The following is a 20,115-nucleotide window of genomic DNA, read 5'->3' as shown; positions in this document are numbered from 1 at the left end:
TCCGTGCACTCCACCCCCCACGGTCACACCGGTCACGCCCGCCCGCCCCTCCGGCGCACCGTCATTGCGCCGGACAGGGGAGAACACACGTCCGTCACGGGGTGCGGGCCAGGTCCAGGCAGCAGCGCACGAAGTCCCGGACGACCGGATTGCGGTCGTCGGCCGGTGCCCAGGCCACGGCGACCCGGGTCGGGCCCACCCCGGTGACCGGGCGGTAGACCACACCGGGGCGGGCGTAGAACCGGGCGGCGGACGCGGGCGCGAGGGCGACGCCGTACCCGCTGGCGATGGCGCTCAGCCAGTCGTCGGGCTGCTCGGTGACCGCCCCGATCCTGACCGGACGGCCCTCGCGCTCACCGGCGGCCAGCCAGTGGTCGCGCCAGGCGCCGGTCTCCGGCGGGGCGGCCACGAACGGCTCGTCCCACAGCTCCCGGAAGGCGATCTCCGCGCGTTCCGCGAGCCGGTGCGTGCTCGGCAGCGCCACCCAGCGCTCCTCGCTGAACAGCACCTCGCACCGCAGCGCGTCCTGTCCCGGGAACGGCAACCGCAGCAGCGCCGCGTCCACCTCGCCGTCGGCCAGGCCCGCGCTCGGGTCCGTCCAGGCCGCCTGCCGCAGCTCGGCACGCCATCCGGGCCATCGCCGGGCGAACTCGGCGACGATCCCCGGCGTCGCCTCGTTGGCCGCGCTGGCGACGAAGCCCACGCGCAGCACCCGCGCCGCGCGCCGGCCGGCGGCCCGCGCGGCGCGCAGGGCGTCGTCCCAGGCCGCGAGGACGTCCGGGGCCCGGCGCGCGAGTTCCCGGCCCGCGTCCGTCAGCGCCATGCCGGTGCGCGAACGGTCGAACAGCCGCACCCCGAGCCGGCTCTCCAGCTGCCGGATCTGCTTGGTCAGCGCCGGCTGGGACACGTACACCCGCTCGGCGGCGCGGACGAGGCTGCCCTCCTCGGCGACGGCCAGGAAGGAGCGCAGCAGACGCGAGTCGACGTCCATTCCAGAAGGTTATGGACGCCGGTATTGGACGTCGCGGCGACCCTCCGACGAACGTGGACGGCATGAACCTCGCCTGTCTCACCGTCACCTGTGCGACCGTCCTGGCCAACGCGGGCATCGCGGCGGGCGACCTCGCGAAGGCGCCGTTCGTCCTCGCCAACTCGGCCCGGGTCGGCGTGCCGCCGCGCGGGCTGCCCGCACTGGCGCTGCTGAAAGCCGCGGGAGCGGCCGGGCTGCTCCTCGGGCTGCTGGGCGTACGCCCCCTGGGCGTCGCCGCCGGCACCGGCCTGGTGCTGTTCTACGTCGGAGCGGTGGCCGCCCATGTACGGGCCCGTGCGTTTCGCACCATCGCCTTCCCGGTCCTGTTCCTGGCCCTGGCGGCCGGATCCCTGGCCCTGGCGGCGGCCCGCTGAGCGAGCGGCCCGGGGTAGCGGCGCGCGGCCGGGGGGCGGGGGAGAGCCTGGTCGGGGGCGGCGGGGCCACGCGGCCGGCGCGGACCGGCCACGGCCGCCCGCCGGGGCCGGCCCGCGCACGGCCGACGGGAGCCATCGGGGCGAGCGGGGCCATGAGACTTACGAGGATCGTGCGGGAAAGGGCGGGCGTTCGACCCTCTGTCCGGTATGCGCTCGCGCCCGTACACTGCGAATCCACAGGCATGCGGGCGGAGTTGACCGGGGGGAGCCATCATGTCCGGAGGTCCGTACGGTCCGGGTCAGGGTGTCGGCGGGCCGCCGCTGCCGCCCATGCCGCCTGGTCCGCCACCCGTACCGGCGGGTCCGCCGCCCGCGCCGCCGGACGCCTGGCGTGCCCTCGCGGTCGCGCTGCTCAACCTGAGCGGGCTCGGCCTCGGCTACGCGCTCCTGCGCCGCTGGGTGGCGACGGCCGCCTGCTGGGTCGCGACCGGCCTGCTCCTGCTCTTCGCGCTGCCCGCCGACGCCGACGGCCTGCCCGGAGCCGTGCTCGCCTGCTACGCCGCGGTGCTGCTGGCGGCGGCCGTCCACGGCGCGATCGCCGGACTGCGCACCCCGCTCGCCAGGCCGCGCAGGGCGCCGCTGGCGCTGCTGCTGGGCGTGGTGCTGCTCGCCGTGCCGGCCGGCGGCGCCCTGTGGTACGAGGACGCCCACGACGAGGCCGTGGAGCAGGAGCTCCTCGGCCGTGTGAAGCGCGCCGACGACCTGGTGGCCGAGAGCGGCCGCCAGTCCTTCGGCGCCGCCCGGCCCGGCTACGGGACGGCCCTCGGGGTCTACCGCGACATCGCCGTGCACCACGCCGGTTCCCGCGCGGCGCGGCAGGTCCCCGACCGGCTGCGGGCGTACTACGCGACGGTCGGCGCGGCCTACGGCCACCGCCGGTACTGCGACGCCGTGGAGCCGCTGAAGTACCTCCGCACCGTGCCGGACACGATGCCGGAGGAACAGCTCGGCCCGCTGGCGCGATGGCCCGACGACCGGCTCGCCAACGCCCTGTACGAGTGCGGTGCGCGGCACCTGGCAAGCGGCGAGGCGGACTGGGTGAACCGCTTCGGCGACCTGCTCGGCACCTTCCCGCGGTCCGGGGCGGCGGCCAAGGTGGTGCCCGCCGTGGACGCGGCGGTGACGACGGCGCGGAAGGCCGTCGACGGGGACGAACCCTGCGCGGCCGTCGAGAGGCTGCGCGACCTCGACACCCGGATCGCCGGCCTGTCCAGGTCGGCCGGTGACGCGGACGGCCGGCTGGCGAAGGCCGCGGGCCGGGCCGGCCGCGCCGGCGACGCCGGCGCGTACGCCTGCGGTGTCGACCAGTACCGGGACGGGGACTTCGACGCGGCGCGCAAGACCATGGAGCAGTTCGCCGCCGGCCACAAGCACGACCGGAACCGCGCCCGCGCCCAGAAGATAGCCATCGCCGCCGAGGTCGCCCAGACCCTCCCGGCGGCCGGCAAGAAGCTGCCCACCCTGGCCTCCGGCGGCAGCATCTCCGTCACGGTCAAGAACGACAGCCCGGACGACATCACCGTCCTCTACACCGGCCCGGTCACCGGCAGCTTCACCCTCAAGGGCTGCGGCGGCTGCAAGGCGTACTCGCTCGTCGACACGGCGTTCTCCACCTTCAAGCCCTGCAACGACAGCGGCAGGAACTACCCGCAGCGCACCATCAGCCTGCCCGTCGGCACCACGTACTTCGTGCACAAGCCGCACGGCGACAGCACCGCGACCCCGGCCTCGGACACCGCCAGGCTCCGGTCGGGCTACATCTACACGGAGTGCGCGTACTCGACCCAGCGGCTGGGCTCCGGCTACTGACCGGCGGGCCGCTCGGACGGCAGGCCCTGCAACCCCTCACCGAGGGCGGCGATCACGGCCGGTCCGTGGCCGGCGGCCGCCAGCGGCGCCCGGATGTCGACTTCGAGGTCGGGGACGTAGCCGAACAGGACGTCGGCGGGCCCGCTCACCCGCACCTGCCCGAGCGCGGCGGGCAGCAGCAGGGTCCTGGCCCGGCCGAGCCGGCCGGTCCAGCCGCCGCAGGTGACGGTCACCGGGGCGCCCGCGTTGCTGAGGACCTGCGCGGTGGCGAACGTACGGACGAGGGGGGCGGTGCCGCCGGCCGTCCAGCGTTCCAGCGCGAAATACGGTCCCGCGCACAGCACCGTGCGCTCCACCGAGTCGTCCACCGGCACGCTGAGCCCCGGCTGGAACCGCGGCCGGGGCTCCGGACGCCACTCGGCCAGCAGCCGCCCGATGTTCGCCTCCCGCTCCTCCTCGGCGAGCGGCGCGCCGTCCTCCATCCGCCAGGGCATGGCGTGCTGCTGGATGTCGGAGGTCTGCTCGATCTCGTACACCAGGGTGCCCGGTCCGAAACTGTGCAGGGTCCCGCCCGGTACGTACACGGTCTGCCCGGCGCGCACCGGCAGGCGGCGCATCACCGCGTCGAAGTCCTGCGCGAGCAGCGCCCGGCGCAGCCGCTCCCGGTCCACCCCGGGCCGCACGCCGACCAGGGCGGTCGCGCCGGGTACGGCGTCCAGCACGTGCCACGCCTCGGTCTTGCCGTTCGGCTCGCCCTCCAGGCGGCGGGCGGTGGCGTCGTCGGCGTGCAGGTGCACGGGCAGCGCGCCGGTGCCGTCGATGAACTTGGTGAGCAGGGGGAAGCGCGGACCGTGGGGGCGGTCGCCCAGCAGCGCGCCGGGGTACCGCTCCGTCAGCTCCCGCAGCGACCGCCCGGCCAGCGGCCCCTCGGTCACCGTGGCGCCCTCCCCGTCGACGTCGCTGACCTCCCAGGTCTCGGCGACCGGGCCGTCCGGCAGATCCGTCCGGCCCAGCCGGTCGGTGAGGGCCCGGCCGCCGAAGACATGCTGTTTGACGGGCGTGCTCAGGCGCAGCGGGTACCAGCTGACCGGGTGCGCCATGTCAGCCGGCCGTGTTGTCGACCCGCATCCGCACCTGTTCCTCCAGCCGGCGCAGGCTGCCGTCCAGGGCGTCGCAGACCGCCCGCTCGCCCGGGTCGTGGCCCTCCTCGAAGAAGGACAGGTGCACGGTCACCTCGCTGGCCCCGCTGCCGATGCCGGCCACCTGGAGCCAGCCGGCGTAGCTGCCCTGCTCGCGGGTGCCCCATTCCAGCCGCATCTGGTCCGGTTCGGACCTCAGCAGGGCGGGCGTGTCCTCGCCGGAGCGGTCCTCGTGGACGGTCACGGCGGGCGGATCCTGTACGTCCACGTGGAGCTCGCCCGGGAGCCAGGCGTCGAGCTGGGCGGTGTTGGCCGCCTGGTCGAAGACCTGCTCGGGCTGTGCGGGCATCGTGCGGGAACGTTCGTACTCGGCCATCGTGGTCTCGCCCCTCAGGTCGGAAGTCGTACCCCGACCGCGTGCCCCTTCCACGGCGGCCGAAAAGCCCGGGCGGCAGCTTGCTCCCCGGACGCCCGGCCGATCACGGGGGTGTGGGCGAGGGCCGCGAGGCGACCGCTCACCCCACGGCCGCGCGCGCCGTCCGCTCCACCAGGGACACGCCGTCGCTCATGGAGGCGCTGCCGTCCGACAGGACCGCGACGAGGTACCGATGACCCTTCACGGTGATCTGACCGACGCTGTTGACGTCCCACAGGCCCGTCGTGTCGCGCTGGAGCCAGCCGTTCTTCAGGGCCTTGCCGGAGCCGTCGGCGCCGGCCGCCGGGACGCCCCAGGTCTGCTCGGGCACGACCCGGCTCATCAGGGTGCGGATGTAGGCGCGGGAGTCCGCGTCCAGGCCGCCGGAGCCCGCGTGGACCGCTCCGCCGGTGTCGAACACGGCCCGCAGCAGCCGTATCTGGTCGCCTGCGGTCGTGCGGGTCAGGCCCCACTTGGCGCCGGGCCCGCCCGTCGTCGAGGTCAGGCCCAGGCGCTTGTTGGCCGCCGCCAGCCCGGGGGCCCGTCCGATCTGCCGCCACAGGGCGTTGGCCGCCGCGTTGTCGCTGCGCCGGATCATCGGCTCGGCGCGCTTGCGTTCGCTCGCGGTGAGGTCCCGTCCCGCGTCCTGCGCCTGGAGCAGCAGGGCCGCGAGGATGTCGACCTTGACGATGCTGGCGGTGTCGTACGCCCGGTCCTCGCCGTGGATCACGGGCGTGCGGCCGGTGCCGTCCAGGTCGAGCACGGCGGCCGTGGCCTGTGCCGAGGCGGCCGCGGCCGGGGTGGGGTGCAGGAGCCCGGTGGCGAGGAGGGCGGTCGCCGAGGCCGCGAGGGCGCAGGCCTTGGCGCGTGCTGTGCGGGAGAGGGGGGACGACATGGGTCACGAACGTAGACAACTACGGCGTCCGGCGACGTGGCGCCCGTCACCTCAAGGCCCCGTTCGGCCCGGATTGTGAGAAGAGCCACCGATGGGGCGCATTGTCCCGGCCGGTTCGCGGGGGCGGCGGCGTGTACGCGCGGCCCGGCCGTGCTCCTCGCTTATCGTCGGCCAGACGCCGACATCCGGAGTGAAAATGGACAAATCGGATGAGCTGGTTGGTGTGACGGAGGGCGTGGCGGCCGTGCCCCACCCCGGCCCGCCCGCGCGCCGCGTCCGGCCGTGGCCACCGGGCGCCGGCCCCAGACCCTCGCCGCCCGGCACCGTCCGCAGACCGTGGCCCCGCGGTGCCGCCCTCACGCTCGCCGCCGCGCTCCTGCTGGCCGGCACGCCGTGGCTGGGCCATCCCGCCGTCCAGGCCTGGCGCACCGTCTGCCTGGCCATCACCGTCCAGGCGCTCCCCTTCCTGCTCCTCGGCACCGCCCTGTCCGGCGCCATCAACGCCTTCGTGCCGGCCGACCTGTTCACCCGGGTGCTGCCGAAACGGCCGGCCCTCGCCGTCCCGGTCGCCGGCGTGGCCGGCGCGGTCCTGCCCGGCTGCGAGTGCGCCTCCGTGCCCGTCGCGAGCAGCCTGATCCGCCGGGGCGTCACCCCGGCCGCCGCCTTCGCCTTCCTGCTCTCCGCCCCCGCGATCAACCCCGTCGTCCTCACGGCCACCGCCGTCGCCTTCCCCGGCGACCCCGCGATGGTCGCCGCACGGCTGCTCGCCTCCCTGGCCACGGCGGCCGTCATGGGCTGGCTGTGGCTCTGGCTCGGCAAGGAGGAGTGGCTGCGCCCGCTCCTGCGCCACCGGCACACCGGCCACCGGCACGGCCACAGCCGCTGGACCGAGTTCCGGCTCGGCTTCCAGCACGACTTCCTGCACGCCGGCGGCTTCCTCGTCCTCGGCGCCATGGCCGCCGCCACCTTCGACGTGACCGTGCCGGGCTCCGTCCTCGACGCCTTCTCCGGCACGCCCTGGCTCTCGGTGCTCTTTCTGGCCGTCCTCGCCGTGCTGCTGGCCGTCTGCTCGGAGGCCGACGCGTTCGTCGCCGCCTCGCTCACCGGCTTCCCGCCGACCGCCCGGCTCGCGTTCCTGGTGGTCGGCCCGATGGTCGACCTGAAGCTGATCGCCCTCCAGGCGGGCACCTTCGGCCGCGCCTTCGCCTGGCGGTTCTCCACGGCGACCACCGTCGTGGCCGTCACCGCGAGCGTCCTGACCGCAGGCGCGCTGCTGTGAAGCGCCCCCTCCAGACCCTGCTCCTGACCCTGACCGGCACCGGCCTGCTGCACACGGCCCTCCTCACCGACACCTACCTGCGCTACGTCAAGGCCGGACTGCGCCCGGCGCTGATCGTCTCCGGCGCCGTCCTGCTGCTGCTCGGTCTGGCCGGAGCGCTCACCCGGGACGGGCAGCCCACGGCCGGCACCGGACACGGCCACGACCACACCGGCATGCCGCGCGTCGCCTGGCTGCTGTTCCTGCCCGCGCTCAGCCTGCTCCTCCTGCCCCCGCCCGCGCTCGGCGCGTACACGGCGGCCCGCGCCGACACCAAGCCCGTCGCCGTGCAAAAGGGGTTCGGGCCGCTGCCCGCCACCTCGCCGCTGCCGCTGACCCTCACCGACTTCACCAAGCGGGTCCAGCAGGACCGCGGCCGGGCCATCGAACACCGCACCGTCCGGCTGACCGGCTTCGTCACCCCCGCCGGCCGGGACGCCGGCTGGTACCTGACCCGGATCGTCTTCTCCTGCTGCGCCGCGGACTCCCAGACGGTCAAGGTGCGCGTCTACGGCGGCGAGGCACCGCCCGCCGACACCTGGGTGGAGGTGACCGGCACCTGGCACCCGCGCGGCACCCTCGGTACGAGGACGGCGGAGGCGGCGCTCGACGCCAGGGGTGTGCGCCCCGTCGCCCAGCCCGTGAACGCCTACACCGACGACCTGCCGCTCACGCCCTCCTAGGGCCTCGCGTTTGGATCAGGCCGGATCAGGGAGCGGGGTCTGATCCAAACGAAAGACCCCAGCTAGTCCGGGTCGTCCGACCCCCACCGTCCGCCCGGAGCGCGGGCCGCGCGGCGCGTCCGCCCGCCGTTCGCGGGGACCCGCGGGCCGGTTTCCCCGCACCTCCCCGGGCCGGCCGGGCGGCGTGGCCGGGCGCGCCGCGTCCGCTCGGCGGGACAGGCCCCGCCCCCGGCGGACGACCGGCCCGGAGAGGTGCAGGATGGTGTCATGACCCGCACCCGGGCGACCGGGTCCGGGAGACCGCGGGGGCCACCACGGTCCCGGCCGCCGGTGGGCGAGAGGAGGCGGTGACGATGACCCGGACACCTCCCACGACGGTCACCCGGGTACGGCTGTGGCGGTGGCGGCGCAACCCGCTGCGGCGGCACAGCGACGTCGTCGAGGCCTGGATCGTCCTCGCCGGCTGGGTGCTGGCCCTTGCGGTCGGGGTCTTCGCGGGCCTGTGGTCGGCCCAGGCCTCCCAGTCCGCGTTCGCGGCACGGCTGGCCCACGTGCACCCCGTGTCCGCGGTGCTCAGCGACGACGCGGCGCGGACCCCCGCCGCGGGCAGCGGCTACGACGACGGACGGGTCTGGGCCGCCGTGCGCTGGACGGACCCGGACGGCTCGGCGCACACCGACCGGACGAAGGTCTTCCCCGGCGCCCCCGCCGGTACCCGGGTGACGGTGTGGACGAACCAGGCGGACCGGATCGTGCCCGCCCCCCTCGCCGGGACGACGGCCGACCTTCAGTCGGCGCTCACCGGCGTCCTCGTCGCCCCGGCGGCCGGCGCGCTGGTCTGGGGCGCGGGCCGGCTGGTCCGGGGCCGGCTCATCCGGCGGCGCCTGGCCGAGTGGGACGCGGAGTGGCGGCAGATCGGGCCCCGCTGGGGGAACCTCAGCGGCGGGCGGGGCTGACGGGCGCGCGCCCGGCGCGCGCGCCCCGTGTGCCTACCGCGCAGGTTGTACACCGGTCCGGCCCTACCGCGGCCGTTGGAGCCGGGCGTCAACTTCCGGGTTGGCGACGCGCGCACCCCCGGCACGTAGCTTGTGTGCCGTGCCGAGAGGCACTCGTCAACCAGGGGGAAACACATGCGGACGAACATCTTCACCCGGACCCTCCTCGCCACCGCGACCACGGTGGCGCTGGCCGCGGGCAGCCTCGCCGCCGCGGGCACCAGCTTCGCGGCACCCGCGGCCCACCCGGCGGCGGCCACCGAGGCGGTCACCCCGCAGGCGGTGAACAACCTCGGCCTGAGCGCCACCCAGGCGAAGAAGGTCCAGCGCTGGCTGAGGACGTACTGGAACTACCGGAACTCCATCGACGGCAAGCTCGGCACCAACAGCTGGAAGGCCTTCCAGCGCTGCCTGAAGAAGTACTGGGGCTACACCGGCCCGATCGACGGGATCGTCGGCAAGGGCACGATCAAGGCGCTCCAGCGGCTCCTGAAGGACAGCTACGGCTACCGCGGCCCCATCGACGGTATCGCCGGCTCCGGCACCAAGGCCGCCTTCAAGCGGTTCGCCGACGCCCACTGAGCCCCGGCACGACGGCCCGGCCGCACGCCCTCCGTCCCGCCGCCGGGGCGGAGGGCACCGGGCGAGGGGGCCCGGGCGACGGGACCGACGCTGCAGGCGTGAGCGCGCCCCGTGGGGTTACCCGACGGACATGGCGAAGCTGCACGTACCACGGCCGCACCACAGGCAGGCCGCAGACGAGAACCCGGCGCCGCGCGTCCCCGCGCCGGACGAGGCGGGACCCGGCGAGGACGTTGAGCGACGGGCACCGGACACCCCCGTGAAGCTGCCCCGGCACGCATGGCCGGCGGTGTTCAAGGGCTCCCTGCGCGAGTTCCGCGACGACGAGCTCACCGACCGGGCCGCGGCGCTCACGTACTACGCCGTCCTGTCCCTGTTCCCGGCCCTGCTGGTACTGGTCTCCCTGCTGGCCGTCGCCGGCCGGTCGGTCACGGACAAGGTCCTGGCCAACCTGCGCAACCTCGCCCCCGGCCCCGCCCGCGACATCATCACCCGGGCGGTGCAGCAGCTCCAGCACGGCGCCGGAACCGGCTCCCTCGTGGCCATCCTCGGCCTCGTGCTGGCCGTGTGGTCGGCCTCCGGCTACGTGGCCGCGTTCATCCGCGCCGCCAACGCCGTCTACGACATGCCCGAGGGCCGCCCGGTCTGGAAACTGCTGCCGGTGCGCGTCGGCGTCACCGTCGTCCTGATGGTCCTCGCCGTGGCCAGCGCGCTCATCGTGGTGTTCACCGGCGGTCTCGCCCGCCGGGCCGGGGACGCGCTCGGGCTCGGCGACACGGCGCTGACCGCGTGGTCCATCGCCAAGTGGCCCGTGCTGGTCCTGCTCGTCACCGTGATGGTCGCCATCCTGTACTGGGCGTCCCCCAACGCCAAGGTCAAAGGGTTCAGGTGGATCACCCCCGGCAGCGTCCTCGCCCTGCTGATCTGGATGGCCGCCTCCGCCGGATTCGCGTTCTACGTCGCCAACTTCGCCTCCTACAACAAGACCTACGGCACCATGGCCGGCGTCATCGTCTTCCTGGTGTGGCTGTGGATCACCAACCTGGCCATCCTGCTGGGGCTGGAGTTCGACGCGGAGACCGTGCGGCAGCGGGCCATCGCCGGCGGACACCCGCCGCAGGCCGAGCCGTACACCCAGCCCCGCGACACCAGGAAGTGGGACGAGGAGGACGTACGCCGCCTGGACGAGACCTGACGCGCCCGCCCTCCCCGCCGCGTCAGGCCGCGTACCCGCCGTCCACCGAGAACTCCGCACCCGTCACGTACGCCGCCCCCGGCCCCGCCAGGAACGCCACCATGGACGCGACCTCCTCGGCCGTACCGAAGCGGCCGAGGGCGGTCGCGGCCGCCTGACCGGAGGCGTACGGGCCGTCCGCGGGGTTCATGTCCGTGTCCGTCGGCCCCGGGTGCACGACGTTCGCCGTGATCCCGCGCCCGGCCAGCTCCCGCGCCAGAGCCTTCGTCAGCCCCACCACGGCGGCCTTGCTCATCGCGTACAGCGTGGCCCCCGGCCCCGGCACCCGCGCGGTGACACAACTGCCGACCGTGATGATCCGCCCGCCGTCGCCCATGACCGCGGCGGCGGACCGGGCGGCCAGGAACAGCCCGCGCACGTTCACCGCGAGGAGCCGGTCGACGTCGGCGGGGGAGAGGCTCTCCAGCGGTCCCGTCAGACCGACGGCCGCGTTGCCCACCAGCACGTCCAGCCCGCCCAGTTCCTCCGCCGCGCGCCGCACCGCGTCCGCCGCCTGCGCCGCGTCCCCCGAGTCCGCGCGCAGGGCCACCGCCCGCCGCCCCAGCGCCTCGACGTCCCGCACGACCTCCTCGGCCGCCTCCTCGCTCCGCACGTAGGTCACGGCCACGTCCGCGCCCTCCCGCGCCAGTCGCCGTGCCGTCGCCGCGCCGATGCCCCGGCTGCCGCCGGTCACCAGTGCCGTCCTGCCCCGCAGTTCCGTTCCAGAAGTCATGCGCCCATCCCAGCCGATGGCCCCCACGGGCACCGGCGGTGAACGGACATCGACCTCGGCGTGCGGCCGTCCCGGCCGGGCACACCGGCCGGGACGGCCGTAAGCCGATGGCGCGTCCGGGTGTCTTTCGGCAGGCTGACGGCATGACACAGCCACAGCCACAGCTGCTGCCCCCTGCCCCGGCGCAGTCCGCCGAGCAGCTCCCGTACCACCGTCTGGCCCGCCTCTCACCGCGCTACCGGTGGTGGCGTCCCCTCCTCGGGACCCTGGTCGCGGCCGTGGCGTACATGATCACCGTGGTCGTCCTCATGGTCGTCCTCGCGGCCCTGGGCTCGAGCCTGGGCTACCCCCAGGACGACGACGGCTGGCCGGAGTTCGGCCCCGTCCCCGGCACCGCCGTGGACCTGCTCTGCATCGCGGTGGGCATACCCGTCCTGCTGCCGGTCGTGCGCTGGATCGGACGGCGACCGGCCGGCACGGTGTCGTCCGTGACGGGCCGGCTGAGATGGCGCTGGCTGCTGCGGTGCGCGCTGACCGCCGTGCCCATCCTGGGCCTCGCGATGGCCTGCGTGTCCCTGTTCCCCGCGGACGGCGAGCCGGAGGGCCAGTGGGCGGGCTGGCCGGCCTTCGGACGGGCCCTGGTCATGCTCGTGCTGCTGGTGCCGGTGCAGGCCGCCGCCGAGGAGTACGTGTTCCGCGGCTGGCTGACCCAGACCGCCGGCGCGTTCCTGCGCTCGCCGTGGGCCGCGCTGCTGCCCCAGGCGGTCCTGTTCGCCGCCGCCCACGGCTGGGGCACGCCCTGGGGTTTCGCCGACCTCGTGGTGTTCGGCGTGGCCGCGGGCTGGCTCACCTGGCGCACCGGCGGACTGGAGGCGTCCATCGCCCTGCACACCGTCAACAACCTGCTGGCCTTCGGCGTCTCGGCCGCCGTCGTGGACGGGCTCAGCAGCGACGACACCGCGGCGGACGCGGGTTGGCAGCTCGTCGTGTTCGACGTGCTGAGCATCGGGCTGTACACGGCGGCCGTGGCGTGGTGGCTGCGCCGCCGCCGACTGGACCGCACGGCTTCGGCCCCCCAGCCGCCGGTTCCCCTGCCGTGGCCCCCGTACGGCACGGGTGTTCCGGTGCCGCGGCAGTGGGCGGGGCAGCCGGGCGCGGGTGCGGGGGGCGCCGGGCCGTGGGGCGGGGAGCCTGGACGGGGCCCGGGGACGGCGGCGCCGCCGCCCTGGGCGGGGCAGCCGGGACCCGGTGCGGCCGGTGCCGGGCCGTGGGGCGGTCAGGCCGGTGGGGGGACGGGCGTTCCCCTGACGGCACCCGACGGGGCCGCTCCGCCACCGCCACCGCCCTCGGCCGGTCAGCCGGAGGCCGGTACGGCCCGTCCGCCCGCCTCTCGGGGCACCGGTGGGGACGGTACGGACCGTCCGTAGGCCGTGGCCGGCTCGGGCGCCCGGCGTCCCCGCCGCCGGTGGCTCAGACGGTGTGCGGGTCCGTGCGACGTGCGGGCGGGCGTGGTGAGGCGACCCCGGCGGCGCGCCCGGCGGGCAGGCCGCTCACGGCGTCACCAAGCCGCTCGTCGGCGTACGTCTCGCCCTCGCACGGCCTTCGGTGGGGGCGGGGTGGGCCGGCGCGTGTTCGGCCCCGGCCCCTTCACGGCCCCGCGTCTTCGGTGAGGTCGGCGGCCAGGGCGGCCAGGGGGAAATCCCTGCGGGTCGCCGCGCGCGGCGACGAGGGCCAGGGCGGAGGGCAGCCGGCCGCACCGGCGAAGGATCGTCGTCACGAAGTCGCTCGTCGGCGTGCGCCTCGCCCTCGCGCGGCCTTCGGTGGGGGCGGGGCGGGCCGGCGCGTGTTCGGCCCTGCCCCTTCATGGCCCCGCGTCTTCGGTGAGGTCGGCGGCCAGGGCGGCCAGGGGGAAATCCCGGCGGGTCGCCGCGCGCGCGGCGACGAGGGCCAGGGCGGAGGGCAGCCGGCCGCACCGGCGAAGGATCGCCGTCACGGCCTCCGGCTCGGCGGCCAGCCGCGCCGCGCCGATCCGCCGGGCGAGCAGCTCACGGGCATCTTCTTCGCCGGGCAGCCCCAGACGGAGCGTGGGGAGGCCTTCGGCGCCCCGCTCCAGAGGCGCGGTCGGCCCGAGGCTGCCTGCGGGCCCGGCAGGGGCGCTCACGGCGGTCGCGGCGGGCACGACGGCCACGGCGGGTGCGGTCGGTCCGGTGGCCCCCGTGACTTCTTCCGACCCGTTCCGCCCAGTGGCCCCGTCGGCTTCGGCCACCGCGCTCGGTCCGGTCGGGCCGCCCCGGCACGTGACCACCGTCAGACAGCCCGGCACCTCCGGCAGCAGCGGACGGATCTGTCCGAGGCAGGCGGCGTCGTCCAGCAGGACCAGCAGGCGGCGCCCCGCCAGCACACCGCGGTACTGCGCGGCGAGGGCGGTCACGCCCGCGTGCATGCTCCGCGCGGGCACACCGAGGGCCGCGAGCAGCAGGCGCAGTGCCTCGGCCGGCTCCGACGCGGCCTGGCCGGGGGCCGATCCGCCCAGCTCCAGGTGGAGCCGGCCGTCCGGAAAACGGGCGGCGACCCGGTGCGCCCAGTGGACCGCCAGCGCGGTCTTGCCGACACCGGCCGGACCGGTGATCAGCACGGCCGACACAGGGTGGGCACCGGTCGACGGGGCCGGCGCGGCCGGAGCGCCCGGCGCCCCGGGCACCGCGTCCGCGCCGGGCACCGCGCCCGCGCCGGGCAGGGTGTCCGGTCTTTCCCGCGTGGCCGTCCCGTCGACCCGGGGCCCCGGCGGCGCGCCCACGGGCTTTCCGCCCAGCAGAGTGTCCAGCAGGGCCAGTTCTCGCTTGCGGCCGGTGAAGACGGCGAGGTCCGGCGGGAGTTGGGCCGGGGGGACGAAGGGCCGGGCGGGGGACGGCGGGCCGGCGGGGAGCCGGTGCGGGGCGGGGCGTATCTGCTGGCGCAGGACCCGGGCGTGCGCCGCGGCCAGTTCGGCGCCGGGCGCGACACCCAGCTGTGCGGCGAGGCCGCGGCGCGCGTCCTCGTAGGCGGCGAGCGCGTCCGCCTGCAGGCCGCACGCCGCCAGCGACAGGATCAGGCGGGCCAGCAGCGGCTCGTCGAGCGGGTTCAGGGCGGCGGCCCGGCGCAGGCTCGGCAGCACCTGGTCCGCGCGCCCGCACAGCAGCGCCGCGTCCGCCGCCATCCGCGCCGTGCGGAGGACCTCCCGGTCCACGGCCGCGAAGTGCGGATGCCCGCGCACCGGCCCCGGCAGGTCGGCCGCCACCGGGCCGCGCCACAGCCGCAGGGCCGAGGTGAAGTGCCGTACCGCCTGCTCGGGGCGCGCGGTGGCGGCGGCCCGCATGCCCCGCCGGGCGAAGGCGCGGAAGCGCAGCAGGTCCGCCTCGTCGGCCGCCGCCTCCAGCAGGTAGCCGCCGGTACGGCCCAGCAGGCGCCGCCCGGGTGAACGCGGCGGCAGCCCGGGCTCCAGCAGCCTGCGGAGCGTGCCGACGTGGCGCCGTACCGCGTTGCGCGCGCTGACGGGCGGCCGGCCCGGCCAGAGCACGTCGACGATCGTGCCGATCCGCACGGGCCGGCCCGGCCACACCATGAGCACGCCGAGCAGGGTCCGTGCCTGCGGATACCCGAGGTCCAGCTCGCCTCCCGCGCGCAGCACCCGCAGCGGGCCGAGCACCTCGAACCGCAGCGTCCCGGACCGTGTCTCGTCACCGGGCCCGTCGGGCAGGCGCACCATCCCGCCGCCGGTCAGCGGACGCGGGCCGCGATGGTCCGCGCGCACGTCAGGGACTCGGTGCGGGTGGTGTCCACCTCGAGGTCGTACGACACCCCGTCGTGGACGACGTCGGCCTGGGCCGCCGCCATGCCACGGGGCCTGTCTCCCCGGGCGATCTCCCGGGCCGCGGCGACCTCGGCGTCGCACCGCACCCCCACCCACAGCACGTCCAGTCCGGCGAGGGCCGCGCGCCACCGCTGCTGGGAGGCCGCTCCGCCGAGGAAGACGTCGTCCACGACGACCCTGGCGCCGGCGCGTGCCGTCGCCGCGACACCCTCCATCCAGGCCGCCTCCAGCGCCCGGAAACCCGCACCGACCCGCACCCCGCCGTCCTCGGCGAACTCGATGCCCGCGTCGTCCCCCTGGAGCCCCGGGGGCAGCGCGTCGACCAGCGAGTCGATGCCGAACACCAGCCAGGGGTCGGGCAGGACGGCCTGCAGGCACCGCCCGATCCCGGACTTCCCCGCGCTGGAACCACCGTTGAGAAGGATCACCTGAGTCGTCACCGTGCCACCCTACGGAGCGGTCCGGCCGGTCGGCCAACCCGTTCCGCGCCCCGGACCCCGGGCGGCGTCATCCCGCACCGGACCGCTCCTGCCGCCCCGCGAGCCGTGCCCGGACCCGTTCCGCGTCCGCATGACCGAGCCGGGTGAGCAGGGCGAGGGCCTGCTCCCAGGCGGCCCGCGCACCCTCCCGGTCGCCGGTGGCCAGGTGGGTGTCGCCCATGCGGATCAGCGTGTCGGCCTCCGGGTACGGCGCCCCGAGCGCCCGGTACAGCGTGAGCGCGTTGCGGTAGCCGAGCAGGGCGTGCGGGTGCCGGCCGAGGCAGTGGTAGGCGTAGGCGATGCTGTCCCAGGTCGCCGCCTGGCCGTACCGGTCGCCCAGGTCCTGGAGCAGGGCCAGGGCCTCGAAGCAGCGCGCGAGGGCCGGCCGGTACTCGCCGCGCAGCGCGTGGTACCAGCCCACGGAGTTGAGGACGCTGGCCTGCGCGGGCCGGGACCCGGCGGTACGGTACAGCTCCAGCGCGAGCTGGTTGTGCCGCAGGGCCCCCGCCAGGTCGCCGTCCTGCTCGCACGCCCAGCCCAGACTGCGGTGGGTGCCCGCCCGGCCGACGGTGTCCGCGGCGAGGGTGAACAGCGTGAGCGCCCGCCGGAGATGGGCCCGGCTCCCGTCGGACAGACCCAGCCTGCCCTCCGCCCGGCCGAGCCCGCGCAGCGCGCGCGCCTCCAGGACGGGGTCGGCGAGCCGCAGCGCGGCGTCGAGCGCGGTGCGCTGGGCGGCCAGTCCTTCGTGCCAGTGGCCGCGCCGCTCGAAGTACGGCTCCAGGGCCCAGGCCAGCAGGCACGCGTACCGGTCGTGGCCGGTGGTGGCCGCCGCCCGGACGACGGCCGGCAGCGCCGGGTGCTCGGCGGTGAGCCAGGCCAGGGCCGCGCTGTCGTCGGCGAACGGCACGGCCCCCGCCTCCGGCGGCGCGGCCGGCGGCGCCGGGGCGTCCCCGCTGGGGTCGAGCAACGCGCCGGCGGCGTGGGCCCGCTCCGCGTAGTGCCGGAACAGCCGGTCGCGGGCCTCCTCCCGCTCGGCCTCGCTGTGGTGCTCGGCGAGGAGGTCGCCGGCGTGGGCGCGGAGCAGGTCGTGCAGGCCGTAGCGCCCGGGCGCCGGTTCGGTGACGAGGTGGACGGCCGCGAGTTCGCCGAGCAGCGAACGCGCCCGGGACCGCGGCAGTGCGGCGAGCGCGGCGGCGGCGGGGGCCGACACGTCCGGGCCGGGGTGCAGGGCGAGCAGCCGGAACAGCCGGGCGGCGGCGGACGACACGGCCCGCAGGGACCAGGAGAAGACGGTGGCGACGTCCACCGGGGTGCCGGGCCGGGTGAACCCGTCGAGGGTGCCCGTGGCGTCGCGCAGTTCGGCGGCCACGGCCCTCAGCGGGAAGTCCGGGCGCAGGGCGGCCCGGGCGGCCACGCAGGCCAGGGCGAGGGGCAGCCCGGCACACCGGGCGATGATCGCGTCCACCGCCCGCGGCTCGGCGGCGATCCGGCCGGCGCCCAGCCGTCCGGCCAGGAAGTCCCGCGCCTGGCCGGCGTCGAACGGCCGCAGGGTCAGCGAGCGGGCGCCGTGCGCCGCCACCAGCCCGGTCAGGTCGTCCCGGCTGGTGACGATGGCGAGGCAGCCGGGCGTGCCGGGCAGCAGCGGCCGTACCTGCTCGGCGTCCCGGGCGTTGTCCAGCAGCACGAGCACCCGGCGCCCCGCCAGCACACTGCGGTACAGCGCGGCCTGCGCGGGCAGACCCTGCGGGACGTGCTCGGGCGGCACCCCGAGCGCGTGCAGGAAGCCGCGGACGGCCTCACCGGGGTCGGTGGGCGTGCCCGAGGGGGCGAAGCCGCGCAGGTCGACGTAGAGCTGCCCGTCCGGGTAGCGGTCGGCGACGCGGTGGGCCCAGTGGACCGCCAGCGTGGTCTTGCCCACCCCGGCCATCCCGCCGAGCGCCGAGATCAGCACCGTCCCGACGGCCTCCCCGGCGGCGAACGGGTCCAGCAGCTCGGCCAGTTCGGCGTGCCGGCCGGTGAACGCGGCCAGGTCGTGCGGCAGTTGGGCGGGTACGACGGGACGCGCGGCGACGGCTGCCGCGGGCGGCGGCTCCGCCGGGTCCCCGTCCCCCGCCGCGCCCAGCGCCGTCCGGTGGGCCTCCTGCAGTTCGGGCCCGGGGTCGATGCCCAGCTCCTCGGCGAGACGGCGGCGGGCGTCCCGGGAGGCAGCGAGCGCCTCGGCCCGCCGGCCGGTGGCCGCGAGGGCCAGGACCAGCCGGGCCAGCAGGGACTCGTCCAGCGGGTGCGCGGCGGTGGCCTCCCGCAGCCGGGCCAGTACCGCACCGGGCACGCCCGCGTGCGAGGCCGCGTCGGCCGCCTCCCGCAGTACGGCGAGCCGCTCGCGCTCCGGTCCCTCCGCCCCCAGCCGTTCGCGCACGTCCGGGGCGACTCCGGAGGCGACGGGACCGGCCCACAGCGACAGCGCCCGTTCGAGCAGTTCCACGGCCCGGCCGGCCGCGCCTTCGGCGACGGCCCGCCGGGCCTCCTGCCGCAGCCCCCGGAACCGTACGAGGTCCACGTCGTCCCCGTCGGTGAGCAGCCGGTAGCCGCCCGCGCCGCGCACCAGCCGGTTCCCCGGCGTCCGCGGAGGCAGTCCCGGTTCCAGCAGCCGCCGCAGCGAGCCGACGTGCCGGCGCACCACGTTGACGGCGGTGGGCGGCGGGCCCGGTCCCCACAGCACGTCGACGATCTCGGGCACGGGGACGGGCTGACCGGCCCGGAGCAGCAGCAGGGCCAGCAGCGCCCGCGCCTGCGGCCCGCCGGCGTCCAGCTCCTCGGCCCCCCGCCAGACCCGCACCGGCCCCAGCACCGCGAACCGCACCGGCACCCCCTGTGGCATCCCGCCCCCTCCGCTCACTCCTCGGGCCCTCGACTGTACGTGTCCGGGGAAAACCGGCCAGGAACGGCGGCCCTCGGGACAGTGGCGCGCCGGCGGTCCCGTGCGGCACGCCGCGGGGTCTTTCGGACCCGGCCCGCACCGCGGTCGTTCTTTGCTCCGGGGCGCGGGACGAGGAACACGGGTTCCAGCGGGGCTCCTTCGGTCCGTGGAGCAGGGCGAGCCGGCGGTCCCGGGGTTGGCTGCGGGTCGCGCGGGAGCTGCCCGGGCCGTTGCCGCGGGACAGGACGGACCGGCCGGCGGCGACGGCACCGGGCCGGTGGGCGGACGGGGTGGGTGCCCCACCGCACGGCAGCCGCGGGCACCGGCCGGACACGTGCCGGGCCGGCTGCCCTGGACCGGCCGGCAGGACGGCACGCCGGGGGAGCGCCTCGGCGTGCCGCGCGCCTGGCTGGTGGAAGATCTCCCTTGCGGCCGGGGTCCGTATCCTCACCCGGAGACGCGGACCGGCCGGACCGCCGCCGAACCGGCCCGGCAGACGCCGACCCCGGTGCCTGACGGCCGCCGGGCGTGGCCGGACGGGCCGGTCCGCGCCGCCGAAGCCGCACATCCACCTGGGAGTCGACGTCATGACCGACAAGCTCACCGTGAGTGTCCTGGGCACCGGCATCATGGGTGCCGCGATGGCCCGCAACCTCGTGCGGGCCGGACACACCGTCCAAGCCTGGAACCGTACCCGCGCCAAAGCCGAACCGCTCGCCGCCGACGGCGTGCACGTCGCCGGCACGCCCGCCGAGGCCGTCGAGGGCGCCGACGTCGTCCTGACCATGCTCTACGACGGCCCGGCCACCCTCGACGTCATGCGCGAGGCGGCCCCCGCGCTGCGTTCCGGCACCGCGTGGGTGCAGTCCACCACCGCCGGTGTCGCGGCCGTACGCGACCTGGCCGCCTTCGCCCGCGAACACGGCCTCGTCTTCTTCGACGCGCCGGTGCTGGGCACCCGCCAGCCCGCGGAGGCCGGCCAGCTCCTCGTCCTCGCCGCGGGGCCGGGCGAGCACCGCGCGACGGTGGCCCCGGTGTTCGACGCGGTCGGGTCCCGCACCGTGTGGACCGGCGAGGACGGCGCGGCCGGTACGGCGAGCCGTCTGAAACTCGTCGCCAACAGCTGGGTCCTCGCGATCACCGCGGCGGCCGGTGAGGTACTGGCCCTGGCCCGGGGGCTCGACGTGGACCCGCGGAACTTCTTCGACGCGATCGAGGGCGGCCCGCTGGACATGGGGTACCTGCGCGCCAAGTCGGAACTCATCCTCGAAGACCGGCTGACCCCGGCCCAGTTCGCGGTGGCGACCGCGGCCAAGGACGCCCGGCTCATCGTCCAGGCGGGCGAGGAGAGCGGGGTGCGCCTAGACGTGGCCGCCGCGAGCGCCGAGCGCATGGAGCGTGCCGCCCGGCAGGGCCACGCCGACGAGGACATGGTCGCGGCCTACTTCGCCAGCTTCGACTCCGCCGACCGGTGACGGCCTCCCCGGGTGCCGGTGGCGCACCGGTGTCCCCGGCGAGGTCGAGCGCCGGCGTGGCGGGCGCCCGCTGAAGGGCGGCGACCGGGGTCTGCGTCCGGCAACCGGCGGTCCCGGCCGTGGAGGC

The 20,115-nt window shown here is 76.5% G+C and carries 17 protein-coding genes; 9 read left to right on the top strand and 8 right to left on the bottom strand.

The features are described from left to right. Positions 1–94: 94 nt before the first annotated feature. Positions 95–991 (bottom strand): LysR family transcriptional regulator, encoded by an 897-nt coding sequence (locus LG395_RS20210; RefSeq protein ID WP_225810735.1) that lies wholly within the window; start codon positions 989–991, stop codon positions 95–97. A gap of 62 nt (positions 992–1,053) precedes the next feature. On the opposite strand from LG395_RS20210, the gene LG395_RS20205 reads away from it, so the two are divergent. Then, on the top strand, positions 1,054–1,404 hold the full coding sequence (locus LG395_RS20205; RefSeq protein WP_171159137.1) for a DoxX family protein: 351 nt from the start codon (positions 1,054–1,056) through the stop codon (positions 1,402–1,404). A gap of 330 nt (positions 1,405–1,734) precedes the next feature. Continuing rightward, positions 1,735–3,273, top strand: coding sequence for a hypothetical protein (locus tag LG395_RS20200; protein ID WP_225810815.1), 1,539 nt, complete (start codon positions 1,735–1,737; stop codon positions 3,271–3,273). Here LG395_RS20200 and LG395_RS20195 read toward each other — a convergent pair. From LG395_RS20195 to LG395_RS20185, 3 genes are all read right to left on the bottom strand, one after another. Beyond that, on the bottom strand, positions 3,267–4,373 hold the full coding sequence (locus LG395_RS20195; protein ID WP_225810734.1) for a class I mannose-6-phosphate isomerase: 1,107 nt from the start codon (positions 4,371–4,373) through the stop codon (positions 3,267–3,269). The two genes, LG395_RS20200 and LG395_RS20195, sit on opposite strands and share 7 nt — an antisense overlap. A 1-nt stretch (position 4,374) precedes the next feature. Next, positions 4,375–4,788, bottom strand: coding sequence for an SRPBCC family protein (locus LG395_RS20190; RefSeq protein WP_171159139.1), 414 nt, complete (start codon positions 4,786–4,788; stop codon positions 4,375–4,377). A gap of 139 nt (positions 4,789–4,927) precedes the next feature. Beyond that, the gene (locus LG395_RS20185) at positions 4,928–5,722 is read right to left on the bottom strand and encodes a serine hydrolase (RefSeq protein WP_225810733.1); all 795 of its coding nucleotides are present in this window, start codon (positions 5,720–5,722) and stop codon (positions 4,928–4,930) included. 196 nt (positions 5,723–5,918) lie between these two features. On the opposite strand from LG395_RS20185, the gene LG395_RS20180 reads away from it, so the two are divergent. From LG395_RS20180 to LG395_RS20160, 5 genes are all read left to right on the top strand, one after another. Beyond that, positions 5,919–7,001 (top strand): permease, encoded by a 1,083-nt coding sequence (locus tag LG395_RS20180; RefSeq protein WP_225810732.1) that lies wholly within the window; start codon positions 5,919–5,921, stop codon positions 6,999–7,001. Next, complete coding sequence (locus LG395_RS20175) at positions 6,998–7,723, top strand: TIGR03943 family putative permease subunit (protein WP_225810731.1); 726 nt, start codon at positions 6,998–7,000, stop codon at positions 7,721–7,723. The genes LG395_RS20180 and LG395_RS20175 overlap by 4 nt, the downstream gene beginning before the upstream one ends. A gap of 353 nt (positions 7,724–8,076) precedes the next feature. Continuing rightward, the gene (locus LG395_RS20170) at positions 8,077–8,679 is read left to right on the top strand and encodes an Rv1733c family protein (RefSeq protein ID WP_171159143.1); all 603 of its coding nucleotides are present in this window, start codon (positions 8,077–8,079) and stop codon (positions 8,677–8,679) included. A gap of 174 nt (positions 8,680–8,853) precedes the next feature. Further along, a complete protein-coding gene (locus tag LG395_RS20165; protein ID WP_171159144.1) occupies positions 8,854–9,300 on the top strand; it encodes a peptidoglycan-binding domain-containing protein in 447 nt (148 codons plus the stop codon). 130 nt (positions 9,301–9,430) lie between these two features. Continuing rightward, the gene (locus LG395_RS20160) at positions 9,431–10,495 is read left to right on the top strand and encodes a YihY/virulence factor BrkB family protein (RefSeq protein WP_171159145.1); all 1,065 of its coding nucleotides are present in this window, start codon (positions 9,431–9,433) and stop codon (positions 10,493–10,495) included. Positions 10,496–10,517: 22 nt separating this feature from the next. Here the strand turns inward: LG395_RS20160 and LG395_RS20155 are convergent, their stop codons facing one another. Then, a complete protein-coding gene (locus tag LG395_RS20155) occupies positions 10,518–11,267 on the bottom strand; it encodes a 3-oxoacyl-ACP reductase family protein (RefSeq protein WP_171159146.1) in 750 nt (249 codons plus the stop codon). Between the two features lie 143 nt (positions 11,268–11,410). On the opposite strand from LG395_RS20155, the gene LG395_RS20150 reads away from it, so the two are divergent. Then, positions 11,411–12,694 (top strand): CPBP family intramembrane glutamic endopeptidase, encoded by a 1,284-nt coding sequence (locus LG395_RS20150; RefSeq protein ID WP_225810730.1) that lies wholly within the window; start codon positions 11,411–11,413, stop codon positions 12,692–12,694. A 434-nt stretch (positions 12,695–13,128) separates the two neighbouring features. Here the strand turns inward: LG395_RS20150 and LG395_RS20145 are convergent, their stop codons facing one another. The 3 genes from LG395_RS20145 to LG395_RS20135 form a co-directional block, all read right to left on the bottom strand. Beyond that, entirely contained in the window at positions 13,129–15,012 is a 1,884-nt protein-coding gene (locus tag LG395_RS20145; protein WP_263982805.1) for an AfsR/SARP family transcriptional regulator, read from the bottom strand. An 11-nt stretch (positions 15,013–15,023) separates the two neighbouring features. Beyond that, positions 15,024–15,557, bottom strand: coding sequence for a chloramphenicol phosphotransferase CPT (gene cpt / locus LG395_RS20140; protein ID WP_225810728.1), 534 nt, complete (start codon positions 15,555–15,557; stop codon positions 15,024–15,026). Positions 15,558–15,624: 67 nt separating this feature from the next. Further along, entirely contained in the window at positions 15,625–18,474 is a 2,850-nt protein-coding gene (locus LG395_RS20135) for an AfsR/SARP family transcriptional regulator (RefSeq protein ID WP_225810727.1), read from the bottom strand. A gap of 626 nt (positions 18,475–19,100) precedes the next feature. Between LG395_RS20135 and LG395_RS20130 the strand changes: the two genes are divergently transcribed. Then, positions 19,101–19,988, top strand: coding sequence for an NAD(P)-dependent oxidoreductase (locus tag LG395_RS20130; RefSeq protein WP_171159149.1), 888 nt, complete (start codon positions 19,101–19,103; stop codon positions 19,986–19,988). Positions 19,989–20,115: the final 127 nt, after the last annotated feature.

Origin of the sequence: Streptomyces spinosus, from assembly GCF_020400655.1 — a bacterium.
Taxonomy (GTDB): domain Bacteria; phylum Actinomycetota; class Actinomycetes; order Streptomycetales; family Streptomycetaceae; genus Streptomyces; species Streptomyces argyrophylli.
Note: the sequence above shows the minus strand (reverse complement) of the source record. Positions and strands in the feature narration are given on the sequence as shown.

Coding starts and splice junctions, on each gene's coding strand:
- LG395_RS20195 (WP_225810734.1), bottom strand. CDS start 4,373: ATGGCGCACCCGGTCAGCTGGTACCCGCTGCGCCTGAGCACGCCCGTC.
- LG395_RS20145 (WP_263982805.1), bottom strand. CDS start 15,012: ATGGTGCGCCTGCCCGACGGGCCCGGTGACGAGACACGGTCCGGGACG.
- LG395_RS20190 (WP_171159139.1), bottom strand. CDS start 4,788: ATGGCCGAGTACGAACGTTCCCGCACGATGCCCGCACAGCCCGAGCAG.
- LG395_RS20160 (WP_171159145.1), top strand. CDS start 9,431: ATGGCGAAGCTGCACGTACCACGGCCGCACCACAGGCAGGCCGCAGAC.
- LG395_RS20130 (WP_171159149.1), top strand. CDS start 19,101: ATGACCGACAAGCTCACCGTGAGTGTCCTGGGCACCGGCATCATGGGT.
- LG395_RS20200 (WP_225810815.1), top strand. CDS start 1,735: ATGCCGCCTGGTCCGCCACCCGTACCGGCGGGTCCGCCGCCCGCGCCG.
- LG395_RS20185 (WP_225810733.1), bottom strand. CDS start 5,722: ATGTCGTCCCCCCTCTCCCGCACAGCACGCGCCAAGGCCTGCGCCCTC.
- LG395_RS20155 (WP_171159146.1), bottom strand. CDS start 11,267: ATGACTTCTGGAACGGAACTGCGGGGCAGGACGGCACTGGTGACCGGC.
- LG395_RS20165 (WP_171159144.1), top strand. CDS start 8,854: ATGCGGACGAACATCTTCACCCGGACCCTCCTCGCCACCGCGACCACG.
- LG395_RS20205 (WP_171159137.1), top strand. CDS start 1,054: ATGAACCTCGCCTGTCTCACCGTCACCTGTGCGACCGTCCTGGCCAAC.
- LG395_RS20135 (WP_225810727.1), bottom strand. CDS start 18,474: ATGCCACAGGGGGTGCCGGTGCGGTTCGCGGTGCTGGGGCCGGTGCGG.
- LG395_RS20150 (WP_225810730.1), top strand. CDS start 11,411: ATGACACAGCCACAGCCACAGCTGCTGCCCCCTGCCCCGGCGCAGTCC.
- LG395_RS20210 (WP_225810735.1), bottom strand. CDS start 991: ATGGACGTCGACTCGCGTCTGCTGCGCTCCTTCCTGGCCGTCGCCGAG.
- LG395_RS20170 (WP_171159143.1), top strand. CDS start 8,077: ATGACCCGGACACCTCCCACGACGGTCACCCGGGTACGGCTGTGGCGG.
- LG395_RS20180 (WP_225810732.1), top strand. CDS start 5,919: ATGGACAAATCGGATGAGCTGGTTGGTGTGACGGAGGGCGTGGCGGCC.